General features: G+C 67.4%; 25 protein-coding genes. 16 read left to right on the forward strand and 9 right to left on the reverse strand.

What is annotated here, in order from left to right:
* Positions 1–5: 5 nt before the first annotated feature.
* Both ACSC1S_RS12095 and ACSC1S_RS12100 read right to left on the reverse strand, forming a co-directional pair.
* Positions 6–1,487 (reverse strand): hypothetical protein, encoded by a 1,482-nt coding sequence (locus ACSC1S_RS12095; RefSeq protein WP_435364496.1) that lies wholly within the window; start codon positions 1,485–1,487, stop codon positions 6–8.
* Positions 1,488–1,581: 94 nt separating this feature from the next.
* Entirely contained in the window at positions 1,582–3,090 is a 1,509-nt protein-coding gene (locus ACSC1S_RS12100; protein WP_435364497.1) for a replication factor C large subunit, read from the reverse strand.
* A 151-nt stretch (positions 3,091–3,241) separates the two neighbouring features.
* Here ACSC1S_RS12100 and ACSC1S_RS12105 point away from each other — a divergent pair, with 151 nt between their 5' ends.
* Complete coding sequence (locus ACSC1S_RS12105) at positions 3,242–4,453, forward strand: PQQ-binding-like beta-propeller repeat protein (RefSeq protein ID WP_435364498.1); 1,212 nt, start codon at positions 3,242–3,244, stop codon at positions 4,451–4,453.
* A gap of 18 nt (positions 4,454–4,471) precedes the next feature.
* On the opposite strand, the gene ACSC1S_RS12110 is transcribed toward ACSC1S_RS12105, so the two are convergent.
* On the reverse strand, positions 4,472–5,098 hold the full coding sequence (locus ACSC1S_RS12110) for a TMEM175 family protein (RefSeq protein WP_435364499.1): 627 nt from the start codon (positions 5,096–5,098) through the stop codon (positions 4,472–4,474).
* Between the two features lie 127 nt (positions 5,099–5,225).
* On the opposite strand from ACSC1S_RS12110, the gene ACSC1S_RS12115 reads away from it, so the two are divergent.
* From ACSC1S_RS12115 to ACSC1S_RS12170, 12 genes are all read left to right on the forward strand, one after another.
* A complete protein-coding gene (locus tag ACSC1S_RS12115; RefSeq protein WP_435364500.1) occupies positions 5,226–5,807 on the forward strand; it encodes a flavodoxin domain-containing protein in 582 nt (193 codons plus the stop codon).
* Between the two features lie 4 nt (positions 5,808–5,811).
* Positions 5,812–5,943 carry a hypothetical protein gene (locus ACSC1S_RS12120; RefSeq protein WP_435364501.1) on the forward strand — a complete coding sequence of 44 codons (132 nt, stop codon included), beginning with the start codon at positions 5,812–5,814 and terminating at the stop codon, positions 5,941–5,943.
* A 98-nt stretch (positions 5,944–6,041) separates the two neighbouring features.
* A complete protein-coding gene (locus ACSC1S_RS12125; protein ID WP_435364502.1) occupies positions 6,042–7,220 on the forward strand; it encodes an outer membrane protein assembly factor BamB family protein in 1,179 nt (392 codons plus the stop codon).
* A 48-nt stretch (positions 7,221–7,268) separates the two neighbouring features.
* Positions 7,269–8,108, forward strand: coding sequence for an SDR family NAD(P)-dependent oxidoreductase (locus ACSC1S_RS12130; protein WP_435364503.1), 840 nt, complete (start codon positions 7,269–7,271; stop codon positions 8,106–8,108).
* Positions 8,109–8,219: 111 nt separating this feature from the next.
* On the forward strand, positions 8,220–8,540 hold the full coding sequence (locus ACSC1S_RS12135; protein ID WP_435319147.1) for a hypothetical protein: 321 nt from the start codon (positions 8,220–8,222) through the stop codon (positions 8,538–8,540).
* 223 nt (positions 8,541–8,763) lie between these two features.
* Entirely contained in the window at positions 8,764–10,455 is a 1,692-nt protein-coding gene (locus ACSC1S_RS12140) for a nitrite/sulfite reductase (RefSeq protein WP_435364504.1), read from the forward strand.
* Positions 10,445–12,055, forward strand: a complete 1,611-nt coding sequence (locus ACSC1S_RS12145; RefSeq protein ID WP_435364505.1) for a Coenzyme F420 hydrogenase/dehydrogenase, beta subunit C-terminal domain — start codon at positions 10,445–10,447, stop codon at positions 12,053–12,055. The genes ACSC1S_RS12140 and ACSC1S_RS12145 overlap by 11 nt, the downstream gene beginning before the upstream one ends.
* Before the next feature lie 81 nt (positions 12,056–12,136).
* Complete coding sequence (locus ACSC1S_RS12150) at positions 12,137–12,592, forward strand: pyridoxamine 5'-phosphate oxidase family protein (RefSeq protein WP_435364506.1); 456 nt, start codon at positions 12,137–12,139, stop codon at positions 12,590–12,592.
* A 67-nt stretch (positions 12,593–12,659) separates the two neighbouring features.
* The gene (locus tag ACSC1S_RS12155) at positions 12,660–12,896 is read left to right on the forward strand and encodes a hypothetical protein (RefSeq protein ID WP_435364507.1); all 237 of its coding nucleotides are present in this window, start codon (positions 12,660–12,662) and stop codon (positions 12,894–12,896) included.
* A gap of 92 nt (positions 12,897–12,988) precedes the next feature.
* Positions 12,989–14,446, forward strand: a complete 1,458-nt coding sequence (locus ACSC1S_RS12160) for a hypothetical protein (protein WP_435364508.1) — start codon at positions 12,989–12,991, stop codon at positions 14,444–14,446.
* Between the two features lie 155 nt (positions 14,447–14,601).
* Positions 14,602–15,225 (forward strand): GNAT family N-acetyltransferase, encoded by a 624-nt coding sequence (locus tag ACSC1S_RS12165; RefSeq protein WP_435364509.1) that lies wholly within the window; start codon positions 14,602–14,604, stop codon positions 15,223–15,225.
* A 2-nt stretch (positions 15,226–15,227) separates the two neighbouring features.
* Positions 15,228–15,851 carry a GNAT family N-acetyltransferase gene (locus ACSC1S_RS12170; protein WP_435364510.1) on the forward strand — a complete coding sequence of 208 codons (624 nt, stop codon included), beginning with the start codon at positions 15,228–15,230 and terminating at the stop codon, positions 15,849–15,851.
* Positions 15,852–15,966: 115 nt separating this feature from the next.
* On the opposite strand, the gene sod is transcribed toward ACSC1S_RS12170, so the two are convergent.
* On the reverse strand, positions 15,967–16,569 hold the full coding sequence (gene sod / locus ACSC1S_RS12175) for a superoxide dismutase [Mn] (RefSeq protein WP_435364511.1): 603 nt from the start codon (positions 16,567–16,569) through the stop codon (positions 15,967–15,969).
* A 227-nt stretch (positions 16,570–16,796) separates the two neighbouring features.
* On the opposite strand from sod, the gene ACSC1S_RS12180 reads away from it, so the two are divergent.
* Complete coding sequence (locus ACSC1S_RS12180) at positions 16,797–17,414, forward strand: DUF7978 family protein (protein WP_435364512.1); 618 nt, start codon at positions 16,797–16,799, stop codon at positions 17,412–17,414.
* A 16-nt stretch (positions 17,415–17,430) separates the two neighbouring features.
* Here the strand turns inward: ACSC1S_RS12180 and ACSC1S_RS12185 are convergent, their stop codons facing one another.
* On the reverse strand, positions 17,431–17,919 hold the full coding sequence (locus ACSC1S_RS12185; RefSeq protein ID WP_435364513.1) for a GNAT family N-acetyltransferase: 489 nt from the start codon (positions 17,917–17,919) through the stop codon (positions 17,431–17,433).
* A gap of 56 nt (positions 17,920–17,975) precedes the next feature.
* On the reverse strand, positions 17,976–18,617 hold the full coding sequence (locus tag ACSC1S_RS12190) for a metal-dependent hydrolase (RefSeq protein ID WP_435319158.1): 642 nt from the start codon (positions 18,615–18,617) through the stop codon (positions 17,976–17,978).
* Between the two features lie 102 nt (positions 18,618–18,719).
* Between ACSC1S_RS12190 and ACSC1S_RS12195 the strand changes: the two genes are divergently transcribed.
* On the forward strand, positions 18,720–19,427 hold the full coding sequence (locus ACSC1S_RS12195) for a helix-turn-helix domain-containing protein (RefSeq protein WP_435364514.1): 708 nt from the start codon (positions 18,720–18,722) through the stop codon (positions 19,425–19,427).
* A gap of 5 nt (positions 19,428–19,432) precedes the next feature.
* On the opposite strand, the gene ACSC1S_RS12200 is transcribed toward ACSC1S_RS12195, so the two are convergent.
* A complete protein-coding gene (locus tag ACSC1S_RS12200) occupies positions 19,433–19,912 on the reverse strand; it encodes a DoxX family protein (protein ID WP_435364515.1) in 480 nt (159 codons plus the stop codon).
* 153 nt (positions 19,913–20,065) lie between these two features.
* On the opposite strand from ACSC1S_RS12200, the gene ACSC1S_RS12205 reads away from it, so the two are divergent.
* On the forward strand, positions 20,066–20,848 hold the full coding sequence (locus tag ACSC1S_RS12205) for a hypothetical protein (protein WP_435364516.1): 783 nt from the start codon (positions 20,066–20,068) through the stop codon (positions 20,846–20,848).
* A gap of 2 nt (positions 20,849–20,850) precedes the next feature.
* Here ACSC1S_RS12205 and ACSC1S_RS12210 read toward each other — a convergent pair whose 3' ends face one another.
* Entirely contained in the window at positions 20,851–21,774 is a 924-nt protein-coding gene (locus tag ACSC1S_RS12210; protein WP_435364517.1) for a hypothetical protein, read from the reverse strand.
* An 83-nt stretch (positions 21,775–21,857) separates the two neighbouring features.
* Positions 21,858–23,195, reverse strand: a complete 1,338-nt coding sequence (gene hmgB, locus ACSC1S_RS12215; RefSeq protein WP_435364518.1) for a hydroxymethylglutaryl-CoA synthase — start codon at positions 23,193–23,195, stop codon at positions 21,858–21,860.
* Between the last annotated feature and the right edge of the window lie 21 nt (positions 23,196–23,216).

The raw sequence follows: 23,216 nt of genomic DNA on the forward strand, positions 1-23,216 counted from the left end.
CCGCCTTACGCGACGACCCGGGTCGCGGCCTGCTGGTCGACGACGACGCGGTTGTCCTCGCCGTCATCGTCCGCCTGCACGCTACCGACCTGCTTCGAGTCGGTCATCGTGATGGTGACGTGGGTGTTGTTCCCCGTCGCGGTGGCCTGGGTCACGAAGTTCTCGTGGCCGGCCAGGATGACGACCGTCTCGGAGTCGATATCGACCATGCGGTAGTTGTGCGCTTCGTCCATGGCGTAGACGCCGTTTTGCTCGGTGCCTCGGTTGTCCAGCCACTGCTGGTAGACGTCGACGAACTCGTCCTTCTCGGAGGCGTTGTCGAAGCGGACCGTCCAGCCGTAGCCGTACTTGTAGCTCTCGGCGTAGCTGGTGTTCTGGAACTGCATCACGCGGTCCGCGCCCCAGCCCTCGGCCCCGGCGGCGGCGAGCTCACCGGAGACCTCGGCGCGGAGCGACGAGCGCAGGAACAGCTCGCCCTTGGTGGACTTGGAGTACTGGTTCCAGACGGAGTCCGACCCCTGCTCGACGGTGAGCTCCTTCGGGAGGTCCTCGTCGGGCATCTTGTTGTGCATTATCTGCTCCATCGTGACCGCGGGGTTGTCGTAGAGCTTCTCGAACTCGGCGGTGGAGTTGACGCGGAACTTGGTGTAGCGCTCGCCCATCACGTACGGGCCGAGCGTGTACATCGAGAACGCAGAGGAGTTCGCCCACTGCTCGACCGAGCGGGAGGCGGCCTCCTTGCCCATGTACTGCTCCTGGTACTCGCTCTCGAAGTAGACCGCGCTGCCCTCGATGAGGGAGGTCTCGACGTTCGCGAGGTTCACGCCGTCACTGCGGAGGTTCGAGGCGAGGCGGTCCTGACTGCCCTGGTAGAACTGCACGGCGTGCAGGAACTCGTGGGCGGCCGTGACCTCGGCCTCGGAGGCGTTCTGCGTGCGACCCGGGGCGGGCGAGCCGTCCTGCTTCGCGATGTAGCGCATGACGACGTTGACCTCGACGCCACCGTCGGGGTTCATCTGCGGCTGAGCGTAGCCCGCGACGTACACGCTGGGCGTGCCCTCGGGGGCGATGCCCATGACGGCCTGGAACGACTGGTTGCTGAAGCCGAACTGGTCGAAGGTGTACGGCGTGGTCTGCTCGGGGCTCTTCGACTGGATGGAGGGCCCCTGCGTGACGTTCGAGCCGGTCATCTCCAGGATGTTGCGGTACACCTGGTCGGCGTCGAAGCCGAGGCAGACGCCGCTCTCCTGGACGATATCGTCGTCGCCTTGCCCAGAGAACTCACAGTCCTCCGCGGCCGGTTCGGGTGTGGTCGTCTGCGTCGCGGTTGGCGTCTGTGTCGCCGTGGTCGTCGGCTGTACGGTTGTAGCGGTGGACGTCGCTGCCTCGGTCCCTTCGACGGTCGTCGAGGTGTCCTGTGTGGCGGTGTTGCAGCCAGCCACGAGGAGCATGAGGGCCAACGTCAGTGCGAGAAGCGGGCGTTTCATCGGAAAACTACACGAAAAACAGGAGTCGTGAAACTTGAGCCTTCCGATATTTTTTCACAGCCAAACAGGTAAGAAGTTTAACCTTGAGGGAAATTCACATCCAGTCGTCGAGTCCGGACTGGCCGTCGTCGGTCTCGGCCTCCTCGGCTGCCGATTCCTCGGCTTGCTCGGTCGTGTCAGTGTTGTCCTCGCCGCCGAGAGTCTGCTGGTCGTCACCCGAGCCGGACTCCTCGCTCTTGGCCCCGTCGGCTGCCGATTCCTCGGCCGCCCCGCCCCGCGTCGAATCGCTCGCGAAGCCCTCGAACGCGCCACCGGAGTGTTCGACGGCCTCGGTCTCGCGCAACTCCTCGGCGTCCGCGACGATGTCCTGGACCTTGTTGGTACTCTCACCGCTCCCCGTGATGAACGACACCTCGGCCGCGTCGAACTCGTAGACCGCGGCCATCTGGACGGTCAGGTCGCGGGGCTTGCAGTGGTGGGTCATCGTCGCCAGGAACGGCATCACGTCCCGGCGGGCCGTCGCGATGCTGAAGCCGCCCTTCTCGGCGATCTTGCGGGCGATGGCGTCGCGCTTCTTCCGGGTGCCCTTCGACCGCCCGAGCTTCGACCAGTAGCTCGGCGGGCCGTACCGGGTCCAGCCGCCGTGGTCGTGCTGGCGGGCCGCCGCGACCCCGGCAGCGACGTTGTCGGTGACGTAGCGCCAGAACGAGTAGTCCTGCGTCGAGCGCACCCGCCCGAGCCAGGTGTCGCCCCGCGCGATGTAGCCGTAGGCGTCGGCGAGTTCGTCGCCCCGGTAGTCCTTCGGCATGTTGTCCTCGACCCAGTTCAGCAGGTCGTCGGGCGTCTCGTCCACGTCGTAGGCCGCATACAGCGCCTCCTGTGCGCCCTTGTGCTTGATGACGTCGTCGAGGAAGTCGAAGATGCCCTCCGTCTTGTCCCGCTCGCCCATCACCACGTCCTCGACGGCGAGGCGCTCTCCCTGTTCGGCGAGCGCCTGCAGGTCGTTGACGGCCGAGCGCAGGTCGCCGCTCGTGCTCTCTGCGATCTTCTCCAGGGCGTCCTGTTCGTACTCGATGCCCTCCTTCCGGCAGAGGTCTCGGAGGACGGGCACGATGGAGCGCTTCGACACGTCCCGGAACTGGATGTCCTTGCAGGCGTTCCGGAGGCTGTTGCTCATGTCGTAGAACTCGTTCGCGATGAGCACGATGGGCTGGTTCGCCTCCTTGACGATGCGGGTCACCTCGCGCGAGCCGCCGTAGTCGCTGTTCCCGTGGAAGTTGTCGGCCTCGTCCACGATGAGCAGCTGGCGGCCGCCGCTGCCGCCGCCGAGCGTCTGGTTCTGCGAGGCGCGCCCGGCGAAGCGCTTGATGTCGTCGGCAGTCCGCGAGTCGCTCGCGTTCAGCTCCATCACCGGCCAGCCCATGTCGTTGGCCAGCGCGTGCGCCGCAGAGGTCTTGCCGACCCCCGGCGAACCGTGGATGATGGCGGCCTGCCGGTGGTCGTCCCACGTGTCGGCCCACTGCTTGAACTGCTTGCGGGCCTTGTCGTTCCCCCGGACCTCCGACAGGGTTTTCGGGCGGTACTTTTCGGTCCAGTCAGCCATTGCACGGTGGTTGGTGTGAGCCGCGTTTAGTGGTTGCGGAGGCGGCCCGACCCGACCCCCGGCGCGCTGAGGCCCGTGCGAGGAACACGCTCGAAACACCTTTATTGAAGGTTCGAAATGTGATTAAACTATACGCATGGGTGAACGGAGGATGAGCCGTCGTCGGCTCCTGGCCGCCTCGGGGTTGGCACTCGGGTCGGGGTGTCTCAGACTCGAAGAGTCGGACGCGACGGGCGAACCGGGGGGAGGCGCGACGGGCACCGGCCGGACCACGCGGCAGGCGACGAAGGCGGCCAGTGCAACCGCGACCGAGACAGAGGCCACGACCACCGAAGCCACGGAGACCGACCCCGAAACGACGACCGAGACCGACACCGCCCCGTCCCTCGACCCGGTCTGGGAACAGGAGTTCCGGGCGGACCTCGGGGCTGCCAGGGCCGGAGAACTCGTCGTCGGCGGGTCGGACGGGCTCGCCGCGGTTTCGATGTCCTCCGGCGTCATCGACAGCAGTCGAGATGCCCCAGAGCGCTACGCACTCAGATTCTTCCCGCTGCTGACCGACCGGTACGCGTACGTCGCCGGCCGGACCGCCGACGAATCCGGGAACCTCGTCCTGAAACTGGACCTCGACGCCGGCGAGGTCGTCGCCCAGAACACCATCGAACGCAGCTCCCCGTTCGTCGGCAGTCCCTGCCTCGTCGGTGACGAACTGCTCCTCGGCATCGAGACGTTCAACGACAACGACACGCTGTACACCCTGGACGCGGAGACGCTCGAGGTGACGTGGTCTGGCCAGCCGACCACCGAGAGGTTCGTCGGGGCGGCGACCGTCGACGGGGCGGTGTTCACCCGGTTCCTGAACTACACCGCGTTCTTCTCGCTCCCCGACTTCACCCTGCTGTGGGAGGACGATGGACTGAGTGGGTTCGCACCCCCGGTGGCCCACGACGGCCTCCTCTACCTCTCGAACAGGAACGGGGTGCACTGTCTCGACCCCGAGAACAGGGAGACGAAGTGGCAGTCCGCGAGTCTCGACCACCCCCAGACGGTCGCGGTCGTCGCCGACACGGTCCTCGCCGCCGAGTCACGGTACATCACCGCGCTCGACCGCGAGACGGGGGCGTTCCGTTGGCAGGCGTCGGTCGGCGACGAGGGCGGGGACCTCAGACCCGCGCAGTTCGCGGTCGAACCGGCCGAGGGTCTCGCGTGGGGCGTCGGCAGGAACACACTCACCGGCGTCGACATCGCCGACGGGACCGTCGTCGGGCGTGCCACGCTGGAAGAGGGCACGGACTGGGTCGCAGCGACCGGCGGCCGGGCCGTCACGGGGAACTGGAGGCGGATGGTGTGTCACGAGGTTTAGTGACTGGGGACCCCTCGGTCAGGCGGTCGCCCGGCCGAGCCGGAGCTCGAAGAACCCGTTGACCGGCACGACGAGCAACCACGAGAGGATGCCGAACGTGGGATTCACGAACGCGAGAAGCGCAGCGAACAGGAACACCGTCGGCGTCGCCAGGAACCGGGCCGCCTGGAGCAGGACGGTGGGCGAGGTGAGCCCTTCCGCGATGAGATGCCTGCGCGCCGCGTGGACCCACAGGAGCGCGAGGCTGAGGCCCGTCATGGCCTGGACGACCGAGTAGAAGACGACGCCGAACCGGGTGGTGGGGTACGTCGAGAAGAGGCTGGTGGCGTAGGGCAGGAAGGCCACCAGCAGCAGGAAGCCGAGGTTGAGCCACAGCACCCGGCGGTCGTGGCCAGTGACGTAGATGAACACCCGCCGGTGGAGCACCCAGTAGAGGCCGATGACGAGGAAGCTGAGGACGTACCCGAACAGTTCGTGCCACTGCTCGAACACCAGTTCGGCGAGGGCACGGTCCGTGGCGGTCCCGGTGATGGTCGGGACGGTGAGGTCCAGCACCAGCAGGGTGATGGCGATGGCGATGACGCCGTCGCTCAGGGCGACCAGTCGTGCGGTCTCCTCGCGCTCGGACTCGTACGCCTTCGCCATACCCTGGTATAGGGCATGGTCACGGAAAGCGCGCACCCCCAACCGGACCGCGGGTCGTTCTCACCGCGAGAGAATCTGAGACGACTATTCGGTCCGACACGTCGAATCTCTACCTGGTGACAGACACATGGCCGATTTCCTCGTGTGCTACGGGACTGGTGAAGGACAGACAGCGAAGGTAGTCGCCGCCATCGAGGCGGACCTCGCGGCACGCGGCCACGAGGTCACCACGGTCGACCTGACCGAGTTGCCGCCGACACTCGACGTTGCGGCCTTCGACGCCGTTCTCGTCGGCGCGTCCATCCACATGGGGGCCCACCAGAAGCACGTCGCCGCGTTCGTCCGGGAGAACCGGCGCGAACTCGCGTCGCGCCCGTCCGGGTTCTTCCAGGTGTGCCTGTCGAGCGCGGTCGAGGACGAGGCCAGACAGCTGGAGGCCGCCCGCTACGTCGAGGAGTTCGTCGAGAAGACGAGCTGGCACCCCGACCGCGCGGCCAGCTTCGCGGGGGCCATCCGCTACTCCGAGTACGGGCTGCTCAAGCGCGTCATGATGCAGAAGATCGCCAGCGAGGCGACCGGCGACACGGACACGTCCCGCGACTACGAGTACACCGACTGGGACGCAGTGGACGAGTTCGCCGTCGGGTTCGCCGAGTTCGTCGAGCGCGAGACCGACGCCCGGGAGTCCGATGTGGCCACCGCCAGGTGAGCCGATGCGCACGCAGCGCGTGACGGTGCCGCGGCCGATGCTCGCCACGGCGGTCGCGACACTCGTCCTGTCGGCCGTCGCACCCGGGGCCGGGCTGTTCGTGCCCACCCTCTGTCGCGACGCCGAGCGCTCCTGACCGCTGGGTTCGGCGTCCCCTTCGACCGACCCGCGACCTCGTTCTTCCGGTGCAGAAGACGATACAATCATGTGTAATCACCAGAGAAAATAGGAAGAATGATGCGTCGACGGACGGTCGTCTGCGGGCTCGCATCGGTCGTCACTACCGGGTGTCTCCGCCTGGAAGGTGCCGACGAAGCGGCTGTCGCGACCGGGGACGGCACTGGCGGCGAAGCCAACGCGGACTCCTCGAACGCTGACGAAGCCACCACAGGGACCACCGCGACGACGACGGACACGGGCCCGGTCGAGCCACGACCGGTGTGGGAGCACGACGTGCAAGGGACCGTCGGGGTCGCCGACGGAGAAACCCTCGTCACCGCTGGCAGCGACGATATCCAGCTCCGCGCGGTCGCCGACGGCGAGCGACGGTGGCGACAGACGTCTCCGGTCGAGTTCACCGACGACCTGCTCCCGCTGCTGACCGACGAGTTCGTCTACGTCGCCGGCCACGACCGGTCGACCAGCACGAACGTCCTCACGAAGTATCGGCGGGGCAGTGGCACGATCGGGGGGCGGGCGAGCATCGAGCACGACTCGTCGTTCAGCGGTGTCCCCAGCCTCGTCGACGGACTGGTGGTCGTCGGGACGGACAGGCGCATCGAGGACGACACGCTGTTGGCCTTCGACGCCGAGACGCTCGACCTCGTCTGGTCCGGCCAGCCCGTCGGCGACCGGTTCGTCGGGGCGACCGCCGTCGACGGGACGCTCTACGCGGGATTCGACCACTACCTCGGGGCGTTCTCGCTCCCGGAGTTCACCACGGTGTGGGCTGACGAGAGCAGGGGGGTGAGCGGGCCGCCTGTCGCACGCGACGGGACCCTGTACGTGCCAGGTGACGGCGGCGTGCACGCCATCGACCTGGAGACCAGTGACACCCGCTGGTCCGCGGACCTGGGCGGACTCGCCCGGAGCGCCACCCTCGTCGGGGACACCCTCCTCGTCGGCGGGGAGTCGACCCTGTCCGCGCTCGACCTCGCGACAGGGTCGATTCAGTGGCAGCAGTCGGCCGGTGCCGAACAGGACACGCCCCTCGGACCGGCCCTCGTCACGGTCCAGTCGGCGACCGGGACCGCGTGGGCAGCCGGCGAATCGACCATCACCGGTGTCAGAGTCGCGACCGGGGACGTCGTCGCCGCCATCGACTTCCCCGAACGCGTCGAGTGGGTCGACTCGGCCGACACCCACCTGCTGGCCGGGTCGGCCGAGCGAACGGCCGGCTACGTCGTCGAGTGAGGCCTGTTCCTACGCGAGTTACATTACCGCAGACGCCCTATACACCCCATGAGAGACCTCTCGGATACCGTCGCACTCGTGACCGGGGCGAGTCGCGGCGTCGGTCGAGGCATCGCCGAGGAACTCGGGGCGGCCGGCGCGACGGTGTACGTCACCGGGCGAAGCGTCGCGGACGACACGACGGAGGAAATGCCCGGGACGGTGACGGAGACAGCCACACTCGTCACCGAGGCCGGTGGCGAGGGCATCGCCGTCGAGTGCGACCACACGGACGATTCGGCGGTCGAGAAGCTGTTCGACCGCATCGAGGGCGACCACGGCCGCCTCGACCTGCTCGTGAACAACGTCTGGGGCGGCTACGAGGGTCACGACGAGACGTTCGGCTACCCGTTCTGGAAGCAACCCATCGACCGCTGGGACCGCATGTTCGACGCCGGCGTCCGGGCACACTTCACGACCAGCCAGCTCGCCGCCCCGCTGATGCGTGCCCAGCAAGACGGTCTCATCGTCGGTATCTCGGCGGGTGACGGCGAGAAGTTCCGCGGCAGCGTCCCCTACGACGTGGCCAAGACCGCGGTCGACCGCCTGCACCAGGGGATGGCGTACGAACTCGAACCCGACGGGGTGACCTCGCTCGTGGTCTACCCCGGCTTCACCCGGACCGAACGCGTCGTCTCGTCGTTCGACTCGGTCGGCGAGGAGCTGCCCGACGACACCCACTCGCCCGAGTTCGTCGGCCGGGCCGTGGCCGCGCTGGCGGCCGACGAGGACGTGTTCTCGAAGACTGGCGGCATCTTCAAGGTGGGCGACCTCGCCCGCGAGTACGACTTCACGGACACCGACGGGAGCCAGCCCGAGCCGTACGACCTGCCGACCGACCCGGTCTGAACAGCACGACGCCGAACAGCGGTTTCACGGTGCTCCCGGGGTTTTCGTCGCCCACCGGACTTTTGATTCGAAAGTGAAATCGAGAAAAGCTACTCACGCCTACTGCTAGCCATGAGCACGACGACAGCTCCGCAGGTAGAGCACGAGACCACGACCGAGGCCGGACTGTTCCCGCACCTCAACCCGACCGCGTTCGGGGCGGCAGCGGCTGCCATCTCGGCACTCGTGATGCTGCTCCTCGGCATCGCCGGGACCGTCGGCGTCTACGAGGGTGCGGTGGAGATGATGGTCACCTGGCACATGTTCTTCGAACCGACGGTGGTCGGCACCCTGGGTGGCATAATCGAGGCGGCCATCATCGCCTTCGTGTTCACCTACGCCTTCGCGTGGGTGTACAACGTCCTCGCCGACCGGCCCGGCATGTCCCGGTAACACGGCGTCGGAAGCACCATCATCGAACCATTCGACGATGGAACCGGCCCGTCGTTCGAGGAGCCGATCACCAGTGTTCGCGCCGACCAGTCGCAACTGACACAGAAAGCGGCAACACCGGACGCCATCTCGGTGACGCGACAGGTATGGCCGGGACGGGGAGGTACAACCCCGCAACCCGCGTGTATGTGATTACCTAGCGCAGCAACGCGCAACTCTACTCATGAACACGGTCGAACGCTGGAAACAGGAGAAGCACCCGCTCGACGTGCTCGACGACGTGCGGGAGTACGCCGCCGAAGGTCTCTCGTTCGCGGAGATCGAGGAACGGGCCGGCGACGGCGAGTGGGAACGGCTGAAGTGGGCCGGGCTGTACGCCCACGGCAACCATCGCGGCTACTTCATGCTGCGGACGAAGGTCCCCGGCGGCCGACTCACACCCGAACAGGCCAGGGTCATCGGCGAGGTCGCCACCGAGTACGCGACCGCACCCCCCGAACACGGTGGGAGCGACCAGAACCCCGTGTGGGGCGACGCCTACCTCGATATCACGACCAGACAGGACGTGCAGATGCACTGGATCCGCATCGAGGACCTCCCCGAGATATGGGACCGCTACGACGAGGTCGGCCTGACGACGGTCCAGGGCTGTGGCGACTCCGCCCGGAACGTGCTGGGCTGCCCGGCGGCCGGACTGGACCACCACGAGTGCTTCGACGCCCAGCCGGTGGTCGACGCAGTCTCTGACTTCTTCACCGGGAACCGCGAGTACGCCAACCTGCCCCGGAAGTTCAAGCTCACCATCACGGGCTGCCGGCACGACTGCGCACAGTCCCAGATAAACGACCTCGGGCTCGTTCCGGCTCGCACTGTCGTGGACGGTGAGGACTTCTACGGCTTTCACGTCCGGGTCGGCGGCGGTCTCTCCGACGGCCCGCGGATGGCCTCGGACCTCGACGTGTTCGTCCGACCCGAGGACGTAGTCGAGTTCTGTCGCGCCGTCGCCCAGACGTTCAAGGAGTTAGGCGACCGTCACAACCGCGGTGTCTGCCGGATGCGCTACCTCGTCCAGCAACTCGGTCCCGAGACGTTCGAGCAGGCGGTCCGGGACCGCTGCACGGTCGACCTCCCCGGCAGGGGCACCGACCTGACCGAGGGCTACCGCGGCGACCACGTCGGCGTCCACACGCAGAAAGATGACTCGCTCAGGTACGTCGGGTTCAACGTCATCGCGGGCCGTATCGGCGGCGAGGAGTTCGCCGCGGCCGCCCGCGCCGCCCAGGCGTACGGCACCGAGGACGCGACCGTCAGACTCGCCACCGACCAGAACTTCCTCGTGAGTCACATCCCCGAAGACAGGGTCGACGACCTGCTCGCCGAACCGTTTGCGGCGGACTACCAGCCCGACCCCGGCCCGTTCTCTCGCGGCGCGGTCGGCTGCACCGGCAGCGAGTTCTGCAACTACGGCATCATCGAGACCAAGCTCCGCATCCGCCGGTGGGCGAAGGCACTCGACGAGCAGGTCGCCGTCCCGGACGACGTGGACGTGGTCAGGCTGCATCTGTCCGGCTGTTCCGCCTCCTGTGCCCAGCCACAGATTGCGGACGTCGGCTTCCGCGGCGAAACCGTCAAGATCGACCGCGGCGGCGAGGGTGACGACATCGTCGAGGGCGTCGACTTCGGCCTCGGCGGGAGTCTCGGCAGCGACAACGAGTTCCTCGACTGGGTCGAGACCGCGGTGCCTGCGGACGCGGTGGTTCCCGCACTGGAACAGCTCCTGCAGTCGTTCGTGACCGACCGCGAGGCCGGCGAGCGCTTCTACCAGTGGTGCCGGCGGGTCGGCAACGACCGGCTTCGGCAGGTCATGCAACGGGCCGACGCGGACGTCTCGGGAGGTGTCGCACATGGCGACTGACGACGAGGAGCGGGGCGACGGCCCGGAGCAGTACGAGTCCGTGATTCCGGCCGACGTGGCCCCGGAGTTGACCGAACCGGGGGGCGGCAAGCGAGACGGCGACCCAGCCCCCGTCCCGCACGTCCCCGAGACCGACCGGGACGCCGGGAACCCGACAGTTCCGGCCGTTTCGACCAGTTCGGCAGGGGGTGACGCCGGCTGCTCTGGCACCACCTGCACCTGCGGCGACGCTGCCCCCGTCACCGACGGCGGCAGCCGCCCCGTGAACGTCGATGCCGACGGGAGCCTCGGCGACCTCTCGTTCACCCGACCTGCCGAGAACACCAGCCAGAACGTCGACGACGGCGACCCCGCCACCCGGGTCCAGTTGCCGGACGGCGCGAGCCTGGAGACGCCACCCGCCGCCATCAGGAGCGAGATGAACGACATCGAGACGCCGGACGGGAAGACCTGGTTCATGGAACTCGACGAGGCCGTCATCGACGAGGGGCGGTGCATCCAGTGTGGCACCTGCGTCGCGGCCTGTCCCTCGGACTCCATCGGCATCGGCGACGACGACCTCCCCGAACTCGTGAAGATGTGCACCGGCTGTTCGCTGTGCTGGGACTTCTGCCCCCGGGGCGGCCTGCGGTACGAGCGCCAGTGGACGATAACCGGCGGCGAGGACAACGTGACGGGTGCGGGCGACCCCATCACCGAGTTCTCCGCCCGCGTCGACGAGGACTGGCGCGAGGGCGCACAGGACGGCGGCGTGGTCACCTCGGTGCTGAGCCACCTGCTCGCGGCGGGCGAGATAGACGGCGCACTCATCGCGACCGAGAGCGACGACGAGGAGTGGAAGGCCGAACCCTTCCTCGCGACCAGCCACGAGGACCTGGTCGCGAATTCGGGGAGCTTCTACAACCAGACGATGGCGCTCGGCAGTCTGGACCCCGAGCAGTGGGCCGACCAGCTTCCGGACAAAGACCCGGAAGCCCTCTCGCTCGCACTGGTCGGGACGCCCTGCGAGATAGAGGGCATCCGCGCCCTGCAGGACTTCGAGTGGGAGTACGGCGCACAGGAAGCCGGGGTGCGCGCCATCGACTACACCATCGCGCTGATGTGCACGAAGAATTTCAATTACTACTCCCTCATCGGCGAGCAGCTGGAGGAGAAACGCGGCATCAGCCCTGCAGACATCGGGAAACTCGACGTGCTCCACGGGAAGCTGCTGGCGTACGACCACGACGGCGACCTGCTCGTCGAGGAGGACGTGAAGAACTTCCACGATGCCGCACTCAAGGGCTGTAGCGAGTGCGCCGACTTCACCGGCTACTGCGCCGACCTCACCGTCGGCTCCGTCGGGTCGAGCGACGAGTTCTCCAGCGTCATCGTCCGGACCGAGCAGGGACTGAAGGCGTGGGAACTGACCGAACCCGACCTGGTGTCCCACGACCTCGAGGACCGTTCCGCCATCGGAAAGTTACAGTCATGGGACAAGAAGCAGGCGTTCGAGGCCCTGCAACGCCCCTTCGACCCGACCGCTCCGCGGTTCATCGAGTACACTGAACACGCCGAGTACTACGGGACGAGCCTGAATCCACACGAGCACGGGCACTGACGCTGGGACGGTCTCGCCGGGGGCACTCGAGTATCGAGATTCTGACGAACACTTTTCTGCGCTGGCGTGCTATCATTCCCCATGGAAGACATCCGCTCCGTACAGATGGACGAAGAGATGCGAAACGAGTTCCTCGGACGGGGTGGAACAGGGGTTCTCTCGCTCTCGTCGGGGAAGGAACAGGCCCCGTACTCCATCCCCATCTCCTACGGCTTCGACGCCGAGGAGGAGACCTTCTACTTCCGGCTCGCGTTCGGCACCGACAGCACGAAGGCCGACCTGCTCGAGCGCGACAGCCACGTCTCCTTCGTCACCCACGAACACACCGATGACGGCTGGAAGAGCATCGTTGCGGCCGGCCAGCTCTCCCCGATAACCGAAGGGGCGGTCGGGACGCAGATCCTCGACCGGATGCGCCGCATCCACATCCCGCTGGTCGACACGTTCGACCGCGACCCACAGGAACTCACCTTCGAGTTCTTCCGGATGAAACCGTACGAACTCACGGGCAAACGGGAAGCCCACACCGAGGACTGAGCGGGCGGACCCAGAGTACGGGAAGGCGATTCACGCCCTCGGCTTCTGTGACCTCGAGTTCGAGCTGATGATCGCGGACGCCATCGACGGGAACGACCACGCCTACAACATCTTCGAGCACATGACCGACGCGTTCGACGGCCAGTACGATGGCCTGTTGCGAAACTGGCTCCCCGACGGTGAGACGGTCCACGACGTCCACCGGTTCAGTATCACCCGACAGCAGTACCGGACCGCGATGGGCTACGTGGACGAGGCGGAGGCCGAGACGGAGCCGGAGACGCACCCGGCCGCCCTGGACTGACCACCCCGACGCACGGAGCCACCTGCCAGGCCGTGTCACAGGCTAGCGTGCTCGGACGGAGCCATTAAGCATCGGCACGCGGAATCGCCGGTATGCCAATCGACACCGGCTGGGACCTCCCGGCGACGACCGCCGTGTCGTTCGACCCGCCGGCCGCAGCCATCGGCGTGAGCGACGCCGACGCGTTTCGTGACGCCTATGCAGTCTTCTTCCGGCGAGAGCTCGCGACCAACCTCGAGCGCGACCTCGACAACGACGCGCTCCACCGCATCGCGAACCGACTCAAGACGCTCTCGTGGCGGCCCGCGTTCGCGCAGTACGACCACCCGAACAGCGCCGACGAGCTGACCGACCTCACCCGTCTCGTGCAGGCGTACGCCAGGGCGGGAGCCGACCTTCGCCCGTCGGCACGACCCGACTACTGGGCGCACGACGGCACCCGAGACTGGGTCGAAGAGACCGTCTCCGACTGCGAGCACTGCGAACACCGCGAGCTGTCCGTCGTGACCGGCGAAGCTATCGCCTACCACGTCTGCGAGGGCCATCACCGCGAGGCCATGCAGCGATTCGTCGAGGCCACCCGCACCACGCCAGCACAGCCCCATCCCGACGAACCGTTCGACCTCGCGGAGCGACTCGACGCCGAGGAGTTACCCACAGATGCGGCGCACCGACTCGCCGAGATCGGGGCGTACGACCCGCACGCCGTCCGCCCGGTCACCGAGAGCCTGCTCCGGGCGTTCGAGTCCCAGCGAGGGGCCGTCGTGGTCTCCCGCGAGTTCCTCCACCCGGTGACGACCACGCTGACCCACCTCGGCACCATCGACGGGCGGGTCCGCGAGCGCTTCGTCGCCTCCCTCGCGGACGACGACGCGCCGATTCGACAGGCGAGCGCCGCCGCGGTCGCCTCCCTCGCCTGGGAGCGCCCAGACGCGCTGCTGTCGGTCGACGACGGCGTGGTCGTGCCCCGTCTCGTCGCCATGCTCGACGAGGACGACCCCGATTCGCGGGCGCTCGCGCTCTCGGCCCTGCGCGAGTTCGCCCGGTCCCACGCCCACGTCGTCGAACCGTACACCAGCCGCGTGGCCGCTGTGCTGGACTCCGATGCCGGCCCCGCGGTCCGGTTCCTCGCGGGTATCACCCTCGCGAACCTGACGCTGGCCTCCCCCGTCCTGGGTGCGCGCCGGGCCGACCGCTTCGAGACCCTGGCCTGCGGGACAGGTGCTGGCGTCCTGGCCGGACTCGTCGGCCTCTACTACCTCGACGCCGCGGGCTACGACGTGCAGGCATCGCTCCAGGCAGCAGCCGAGGCCGCGGAGGCAGCCCCCGGACCGGTCCCCGACCCACTGGCCGACCCGGCCGCCGTCGTCAGGTGGTACGCCGATCCGACGCGGCACGACCGCCGAACCGTCCGCGAGGCGGTGTACGCGCTGGGCCACCTCGGCGGGCCGGGCGAACTGGACTACCTCGACTGGGTCGACGCCTGCGCCCGCGACGACGCGCTCCGGGCCGCCTGCGAGGCGGCGCGGGATAGGCTGTTCGTCACGTAGGGTGGCCGAAGGCCACCAGAATACAGGGTGGCCGAAGGCCACCAGAATACAGGGTGGCCGAACCCCATCAGGGTAGAGAGCCAGCGAACCAGCCCACGCGAATTCCTGTCACACATCGAGAACGCTTTTTATCGAACCGGGCGAACCGGCGACCAATGTACCTCTTCCCCACCGCTTTCGAGTCCGAACGCCTCCGATACGAGCGCCTCGACCAGTCCGTCGACGTGTTCGAGCTGTACGACGTGATGAGCCAGCCGGGCTTCGGCGACACCGTCGAGCACATCTCGAAGTCACAGCACGACACCCCGAAGGACACCTTCGACTACCTGGGTGAGAGCGCGGAGAAGTGGGAGGAGGCCGACCGTGCGAACTGGGCGATGTTCCCGAAAGACGGCGAGGAGGGCGCGGGCGAGTTCGCCGGCGTCGCCTCACTCATCCCGCTGTGGGACCGCCGGACCGCCCGGCTCGGAATCTGGCTCCGCGAGGAGTTCTGGGGGCGAGGCTACTCCGGCGAGCGCGCCGACGCCCTGGTCGACCTCGCGTTCGACCGCCTCGACCTGGAACTCGTCGCGGCCGCCCACACCGACGAGAACGACGCCTCGAAACGGGCCATCGAGAAGTACGTCGAGCGGTGGGGCGGCCAGTACGACGGTCTCCTCCGGAACTGGGTCGTCCTCGACGACGAGCCGCGTGACCTGCATCGGTACACCATCACCGGCGAGCAGTACGAAGCGGCCGACGTGGCGGTGGAGATGACGGTCCACGAGGGCGGGGAATAGCGATGGCCGACCTGTTCCCCGACAGCTTCGAGACCGACCGCCTGCGCTTCGAGCGCGTCGGACTCGACACCGTCGATACTCTGGACGTGTACCCCTACTACTCCACCGAGGAGGGAATCGAGCAGGCGACGCAGTACATGACCTGGGAGCCCCACCAGACCCCGAAGGAGACGTGGGAGTTCGTCCGGGCGATGGGTGATCGCGCCGATGCGGGCGACGGGAAACTGTACGCCCTGTACCCGAAGGCCGGCGAGGATGGCGCAGGCGAGTTCGCCGGTACCGCGGGCCTCCACCCCGACTGGGACCGCCAGAGCGTCACCTTCGGGATGTGGCTCCGCAAGCCCTTCTGGGGCCGGGGCTACTCCGGCGAGCGTGCCGACGCCTTTGTCACGCTCGCGTTCGACCGGCTCGACCTCGACCTCGTCGCCGTGACGGTGCTGGACGAGAACGAGCAGTCGAAACGAGCCATCGAGAAGTACGTGGGCAGGTGGGGCGGTCAGCACGACGGCTACTTCCGCAACCTGCAGACCCACGGCGACGACCCCGCGAGCGTCCACCGATACAGCATCACCCGCGAGGACTACGACGCGAGTGACGTCAACCCTGCCGTGCGATTTTTCGGGTGAGAACAGGGGATGACTGCCCGCCGGGACGACCGCGTGTGATGCCCACGGCGTCACGTCGGCGGGTTGGCGGTTGTACATCGAGAGAGGCGATAGCGGGCCGAAGCGTCCGTGGACCTTATTCGAAGGCGGCGACGGCGTCCTCGTACCGGCTGCTCGGCTCGCGCCAGTCGACGACCTCGAAGAACGAATCCACGAAGTCGCCGCGGGCCGGGCCGTAGTCGTGGTAGTACGAGTGCTCCCAGACGTCGAGCGCGAGGATGGGCTGGGCACCCCACAGCGCGCCCTGGTCGTGCTTGTCCACCACGACGTTCCTGAGCCGGTTGCTGAAGGCGTCGTAGACGAGCAGCGCCCAGCCACCGGCGTTCCCGGCGGCGGCGCGGAACTCGCCCTCCCAGGCGTCGTAGGAGCCGAAGTCGGCCTCGATTCGGTCACGGAGGTCGCCGTCGGGCTCGTCGCCACCCTCGGGGCTCATGCTCTGCCAGAACAGGTCGTGGAGGACGTGCCCGGAGCCGTTGTGGGTGACACTGCGGATGGCACCCGGGGAGTCACCGAACTCGCCCGACTCGCGGTTCGCGGCGAGCGTGTCCTCAGCGGCGTTCCAGCCGTTCACGTAGCCCTGATGGTGGGTATCGTGGTGCCACGTGAGCACCTGTTCGGAGATGTGCGGTTCGAGTGCGTCGTAGTCGTACGGGAGTGGCGGCAGTTCGTAGTCGGTCATGGTACGTTCGGACGCAGGGGCCGCCCCCTGTTAACCGTAATCTGAAGCGCATTCCAGTAGTGAAGGTGATAGGTCGGGGACCGTCGAAGCTAGCGAGTTCGTTTCGCCCCGACTTCAACGACGACCCTACGTATCTTATCTTGTTTGTGATAAATGTAATTGATACTTACAACAAAGTCGCGGTTTACACAATGTCTTTACCGGACGCGCCGGAAGCCGGAACTATCATGTCGACCGACAATAGTCTGTCCGCGACGTTCGGTAACGAGGGCGCGACGCTCGACGCGACGACGGTGGCACGGAGCGCCGCCGCGGGCGTCGGTGCGTTCGTCGCGAGCTATCTGCTGGCGTTCGTCCTGTGGACGCAGACCCAGCTGCCACAGCCCGATTCGCTGGGGCAGGCGCTCGAACAGGCCTTCATCAGTGCCATCCGTGACAGCGTCGCGACGTGGAAGGCTGCAGGGATGGTGCTGTTCAACGGGCACTTCGTCCAGCTAGCCTACGAAGGCCCGTTCGCCAGCGGGTCGTTCAACCTCATCGACCTCGCCGGCGGCGGGCTCGTGCAGGTGACCTACGTCGTAGTCCCGCTGGCGCTCCTGGCCGCGGGCTTCCTCGCGGCGCGCACGAGTGGTCTCGCCGACGACATCGCCGATTCGGCCGTCGCGGGCGCACTCGTCGCCGTGGGCTACCTCGTGCTGTCGGCCCTCGGCTCCGTCCTGTTCGCGGCCTCGGGTGACGGCACGTCGCTGTCGGTCCCGCTGGTGAACGCGGTCGTCGTCGCCGGTATCGTCTACCCGGTCATCTGTGGTGGGCTGGGTGGCGTCATCGCCCACCTCGCGGACTGACACTGACCGACCGACCCTACAGCTGTCGGGCGACCATCTCGCCCCAGTGGTCGAACCCGTGGCGGTCGTAGAAGGACTTCGCGCGCTCGTTCTCCCGGTCGACGTCCAGCACCAGCCGGTCGAGCGGGAGGTCCTGGTCACGGGCGAGCGCGACCGCGGCGGCCATCAGGTCGTCTGCGACCCCGGTGCCGCGGTACTCGGGTCGGACGTAGAGCTCGTTGAGGACCGCGGCGTCCCAGATGAACGCGAATCGTGACGGGAGGACGAACACGTAGCCCGCGACCGTCCCGTCGTCGTCTTCGGCGACCGTCACACAGCGCTCGTCCTCGTCGACACATCGCTCGACCCAGTCGAGCCACTCCTCGCGATAGTCGTCGTCCAGTTTCTCCGCGTACTTCGCCTGCTTCTCGTCGCCGCCCGTCCCGGAGCCGAGCCCGAGCTCGAAGCCGCGCTTCAGCTCCCAGAGCGTCTCCGCGTCGCTGTCGGGGTCGTACGGTCTGGTCATGGTCACACTTCAGCAGGGGCCCACCTCACCGTTTCGTTCGCGGCCTGGTACGCCGGTCATCGCTCCTCCCACAGCCGCGCCGCCGAGACGAACCCCCCGGTGAGGACGAGCAGGAGCTGGACGCCGGAGTCGACCAGCGGGAAGATGCGCTCGCGGGTGACCGGTTCCCCGGTGCGGTCCGGGTTGGTGTCGACGCCGGTGTAGTACTGGAACTCCCTGGTGGAGCCCTTCGCGACCTTCTTCGTCGGTTCGCCGTTCTCGAACTCGACGAAGGTCTGGATGATACCCTCCTGGTTCGAGAGGTGGAGCTTGCCGGTCAGGGCGTAGAACTGGTCGTGGAGCGGCCAGAACACGTTCACGCCGTTGGTCATCAGGTCTGGGCCGATGGCACCGAACACTGCCCCCACGACGGCGACACCGGCGATCCGGGGGGCGTGCGGGCCGAACCGCGCGACGAGTTTCGAGGGACGGTCGGCGAGCAGGTCGAACGCGAGGATACCCGCGAGGGCCGCGGGAAACAGCAGCGTATGGAACGCGGCCCGGTGGGCGCCGACGAGGACGAACCCCAGGAACACGTCGAGGTCGACGAACGCTGTCAGGCCCATCACGACGAGGAGTGCACGGCCGGAGAAGGCTGGCCCGAGGAGGGCACAGCCGATGATGGCGGCGAGGGCGACGTGGACGACGGTCGAGGGCATAGGAGACGGTATCGGTACCCATGGTGAAATCCCTCGTGGTTCGTCGTCTGTCGAAGTGCGGTTTCGATACGCTTTTGCCCGGCGTCGCACCATTCCGTGACGATGAGTGACAGTCCACGGCGCAACCTGGCGACGAAGATCGCCGGCGAGGTGACCCTCTCGGACGACCCCGGCGCGACCCTGCGGAAGTGGCGGACCGACTTTGGGGTCTCCCAGACCGACATCGCAGCCCACCTCGACGTCTCGTCGTCGGTCATCTCCGACTACGAGAGCGGACGCCGCGAGAACCCCGGTATCGGGGTCGTGAGCCGGATGGTGAACGCCCTCCTCGACATCGACGAGGCACGTGGTGGCAACCACATCCGGCAGTACGCCCGCGTCCTCTCGGCCGGCTTCGAGAGCGACATCGTCCGTGACCTGCGCGAGTACCCGACGACCATCCCGCTGTCGCGCTTCTACGACGCCATCGACGCCACCGAGATACACGCCGCCGAGGAGCGCAACATCTCGGGCCACACCGTCATCAACTCCATCGCGGCCATCACGCGCCTCTCCTCGGAGGAGTTCTACCGGCTCTACGGGCAGTCGACCTCGCGGGCGCTCGTCTTCACCGACATCACCCGCGGAGAGTCCCCGCTGGTCGCGATGCGGGTCGTCACGCCGACCCCGAACGCGGTGGTCCTCCACGGTATCGAGGAGGAGGACCTCTGGCGGCACGCCTCGAAACTCGCGCGTGCCGACGGCTTCTCGCTCGCGATAACGAAGAAACCCGTCGACGAGATGGTCGACGCGCTGCGCGAACTGCCGTAGGAGAGTCAGGCCGCGGGCCGCCCAGTCTTCCGTTCCTCGCGCTCGGCCAGCCAGTGTGCGACCGAGTACTTCCCGGGGTCGGTGAACACGAGCGACACCGACGCGAGCAGGACGAGCAGGGCGAACTCGTAGCCGCCGTTGGAGACGAGGAAGCCGTTCGGCAGGTGGACGAGCAAAATGGCTCCGACCATCACGACCGCGATGGCGGCCGCGCCGATGCGACTGAACAGACCGACGAGCACCAGCAGGCCGCCGACGGCCTCGGCGAACCCGACCAGCCAGGCGGTCAGCACGGGTGCGGGCACCCCGAGGCTGACGAGGGCCACCGCGAACCCCTCGATTCCAGAGCCTGCGGGCCCGGCCCCGGTGAGCTTCCCGAGCCCGTGGACCAGCATGATGAGGCCGACGCCGAGGCGCACGGTCAAGACGCTCAGGTCCGTGTTCGACACCCGGTCCAGGTCGAGCCGCCCGGTTACTGTAGACATACCCGGAAAGATGGGGCGCAGAGACATTTGTGCTATTCTCGTCCGCTGGGGAAAGAAACCCTCAGAACCCGAGACATCGGCCGATAGAGGTATGTAGGCGCGTCTCGCCCGGCCGTAGTGTTTACATCGCCCACCGACCGATTCGAACTCGACATGCGAGGTCGACCCACCGTCCTGCTGGCCGTCGCCGTGCTGGTGGTGCTCGCGGGCTGTAGCGCGACGGGCTTCGGCGTCGGCACCGACCCCGCCTCCTCGGAGACCGTGGTCGCCGACAGCGACGACCCGGTTCCCAGCACGCGGACCTCGGGGGACGCGGCAGCCGGGGCCGGCGATGAGCCGCCGCGACCGATCGGCCCCGCGGCCACTCCCGACCCGACGCGGACGATTCGCCACGAGGGCGACCTGGTCGTGACGACCCCCACGAGATACGAGTCGGTCCGGCTCGTCGTGACCGGTGACGTCGTCGTCGCCGACGGCGGCTCGCTGGTCCTCGAAGAATCGGTCCTCGAGCTCGGTGGTGGGGCCAGTGCTGACGACCCAGCTCTCACGGTCCGTGGCCAGGGAAGTCTCACTGCGAAGACGGTCGCGTTCACCACCGAGCCAGCGGCGACTCTCGCCTACGACGACCACGCGACGGTCGACCTGCGGAACGTCTCGCACCGGACCGGGACCACCGTCCACCGCGCCAGCGACGACGCCCACCTCTCCGTCACGGACAGTCAGCTCGCCGTGGTCGGAGCAGACGAGGCGACCGTCGACGTGGAGACCTGTGACTGTCGCGTCACCGTTCCCCTCCCCGGTGAGTCCGAATCCTTCTCCTTCCCGGACGGATTCACCGCCGACTACCGGTTCGTGGTGTCGAACGAGAACACCGCGGTCACGGTCCACGTGACGGAGTCAGTCATCAGAACCGAAACGTCCGACGCAGACGAATAGACTCAGTTCGCTGTCGTGGTCTCCCGTCCCGTGCAGAGCCGGTAGTAGTAGCCGTGGTTCGCGTCGGGGAAGACGAAGCCCGTCTCGTTCAGCCGGGTCCGGGTCGGCTCGGAGAGGAAGTCCCGCGGGCCGCCCTGCTCGCCCGCCAGCCAGCCCTCGCCGGTGTGCCCGTCCTCGCCGACTCGACCGACGACGTTGTGGAGCAACTCGTGCGTGATGACGCCCGAAACGCCCGTCCCGTTGTGGGCGTACCACGGCGCGTCACGGTGGACGACGCTGGCGTAGCCCGGTGCGTCCCCGAGGCCGAGGTACCGGCCCGCGTCGAGTTCGCCGACCGTCACGCCGTAGTAGGTGCACAGCCCGCCGTCGAGTCGCTCACGAGTGTAGTGCCCGCGGACCGCCTCGGCGTCGACGGATTCGACCGTCACGGCGTGGTCCAGCCGGTCCGTTCTGACGATGTGGAGGTCGATGCCCGTGGAACCGTCGGGGTTCGACACCGGCATCTCCGCCCAGATGCGCTTGAGTCGTATCTTCTCGCCCTGGGTCAGTCGCTCGACGTTCGAGCCGTAGCTCAGGTAGACGTAGATGTCCTTCCGGTCCGGGTCAGCGCCCGGGAGCGGGGTGCCGTCGGGTAACTCGCCGGCGCGCTCCCACGAATCCGCGAGCAGGTCGCCGTCGCGGTCCGGGGCAGGACGGTCGGGGGTGCCACCGATTCGACCGTCTCCGAGGAGCAGGCCGTCGCGAATCTTCGTCATCGTCTCGCTCCCGACCAGGCCGAGGTCCCGCGCCAGGTCCTCACCGCTTTCGAGGATTCCCGTCTCGTCGTCGTCCGCGACGACCACGACCGTCACACTCGTCAGTACACCCACCAGCAAAGCGACGGCGACGAGGACACCCAGGCCTCGCCGCGTCGGTCGAGCCACCATCTGCCCGAGGTTACGCCGGGGTGTCGGTATAGATTTCGTATGGTATCATCCACCGACCGCGCGGAAGAAAAGACGAACCGCGACTATTCGACGTACCGGTACTTGCGCTCGCCCATGCGGCCCCAGCCGTCGAAGGCGAACTCGTTCTGCGGCGCGGTGAACTCCTCGAGTTCCTTGTCCTTCTCGTGGTTGTGGCGGTCGTGGACCTCCTCGTACTCCGCCCAGGAGAGGTCGTAGCGGGCGTCGATCTGCTCCTCGACGTCGAGCGCCTCGACCTCCTCGAGCCAGTTCTCGGAGACGGTCTCGGCGTGAATCTCCGCCTGTGCACCGGAGCCGTAGGAGCCGACGAGGAGCTTCTTCCCGGCGAGGTCCTCGCCCTTCTCGGCGGCGTGCTTGAGCGCGGAGAGACGAGCGATGTGGACCGAGCCCGTGTACCAGTTCCCGACCTCGCGAGAGATACCCAGGGTGGGCTCGATGGTGCGGCCGTACCAGTCCTGGTACTGCTCGGTTCCTTTCAGCGCGTCCATGTACTCACGCAGCGCCTCGGTGAACGCCTCGTCGTCGTCGAACGCTTCCTGGCGAGGCTGGCGGCCGATCTCCTCGGCGAGCTCGTCTTCGACCTCGGTGTCGCGGATGATGTGACGGTACGCGAGCAGGGCGGCCTTGCGGACCATGCCCGGGAATGGGGTGTGGAACGGGCCGTAGGCGAAGTCGTCGGGGTGGATCTTGCCCGCGACGGACTCGTAGTCCTCCAGGGCCTCGCGCATGCGGGCGAGGTACACCTTCACCGAGCGCTTGCCGTCGACGCTCGGGAACTGCTGGTTCGGCTTGAGGAAGTCCGTCTCGTCGGCGGAGCCGTAGCCCTGCTCCATCGAGAGTTCGACGAGGTCCGGCTCCTCGTCGATGAGCATGGCGACCGCGCCCGCGCCCTGGGTCGCCTCGCCGGCGTCGCCCCGGGCGTACAGTGCGGTGTCGGTCGCGATGACGAGCGCGGCGCGCCCGCGGTTGCGACCCGCGCGAATCCAGTTGTAGGCGTCGTCGATGGACTGGGTGCCCGCGATGCAGGCGAACTTGCGCTCGCCCTTGTTCGCGTGGTGGAAGTCACCCTCGTACACCTGCTCGAGACAGCCTGCGATGTACGTCGAAATCGGCTTGGAGTTGTCGAAGCTGGACTCCGTGGCCACGTCGATTCGGCCGATGTCGTCGGGTTCCAGACCCTTTCGGTCCATCAGCTGCTTCGCGGCGTTGGCCCCCATCGTCACGATGTCCTCGTAGGAATCGGGGAACGACGACGCGTTCAGCCCGAGCCCCTTCGTGTACTTCGCGGGGTCCTCACCCTTCTCCGGCGCGAACGTGTTGGGCAGGTCCAGTTTGAGCTTTCCTGTCCAGATCTCCATGGCGTCGATTCCGACGGTGGTCATGATACGAGAGTGTGCGTGTCG

The sequence above is a fragment of the Haloarchaeobius pelagicus genome, from assembly GCF_051207375.1.
GTDB lineage: Archaea > Halobacteriota > Halobacteria > Halobacteriales > Natrialbaceae > Haloarchaeobius.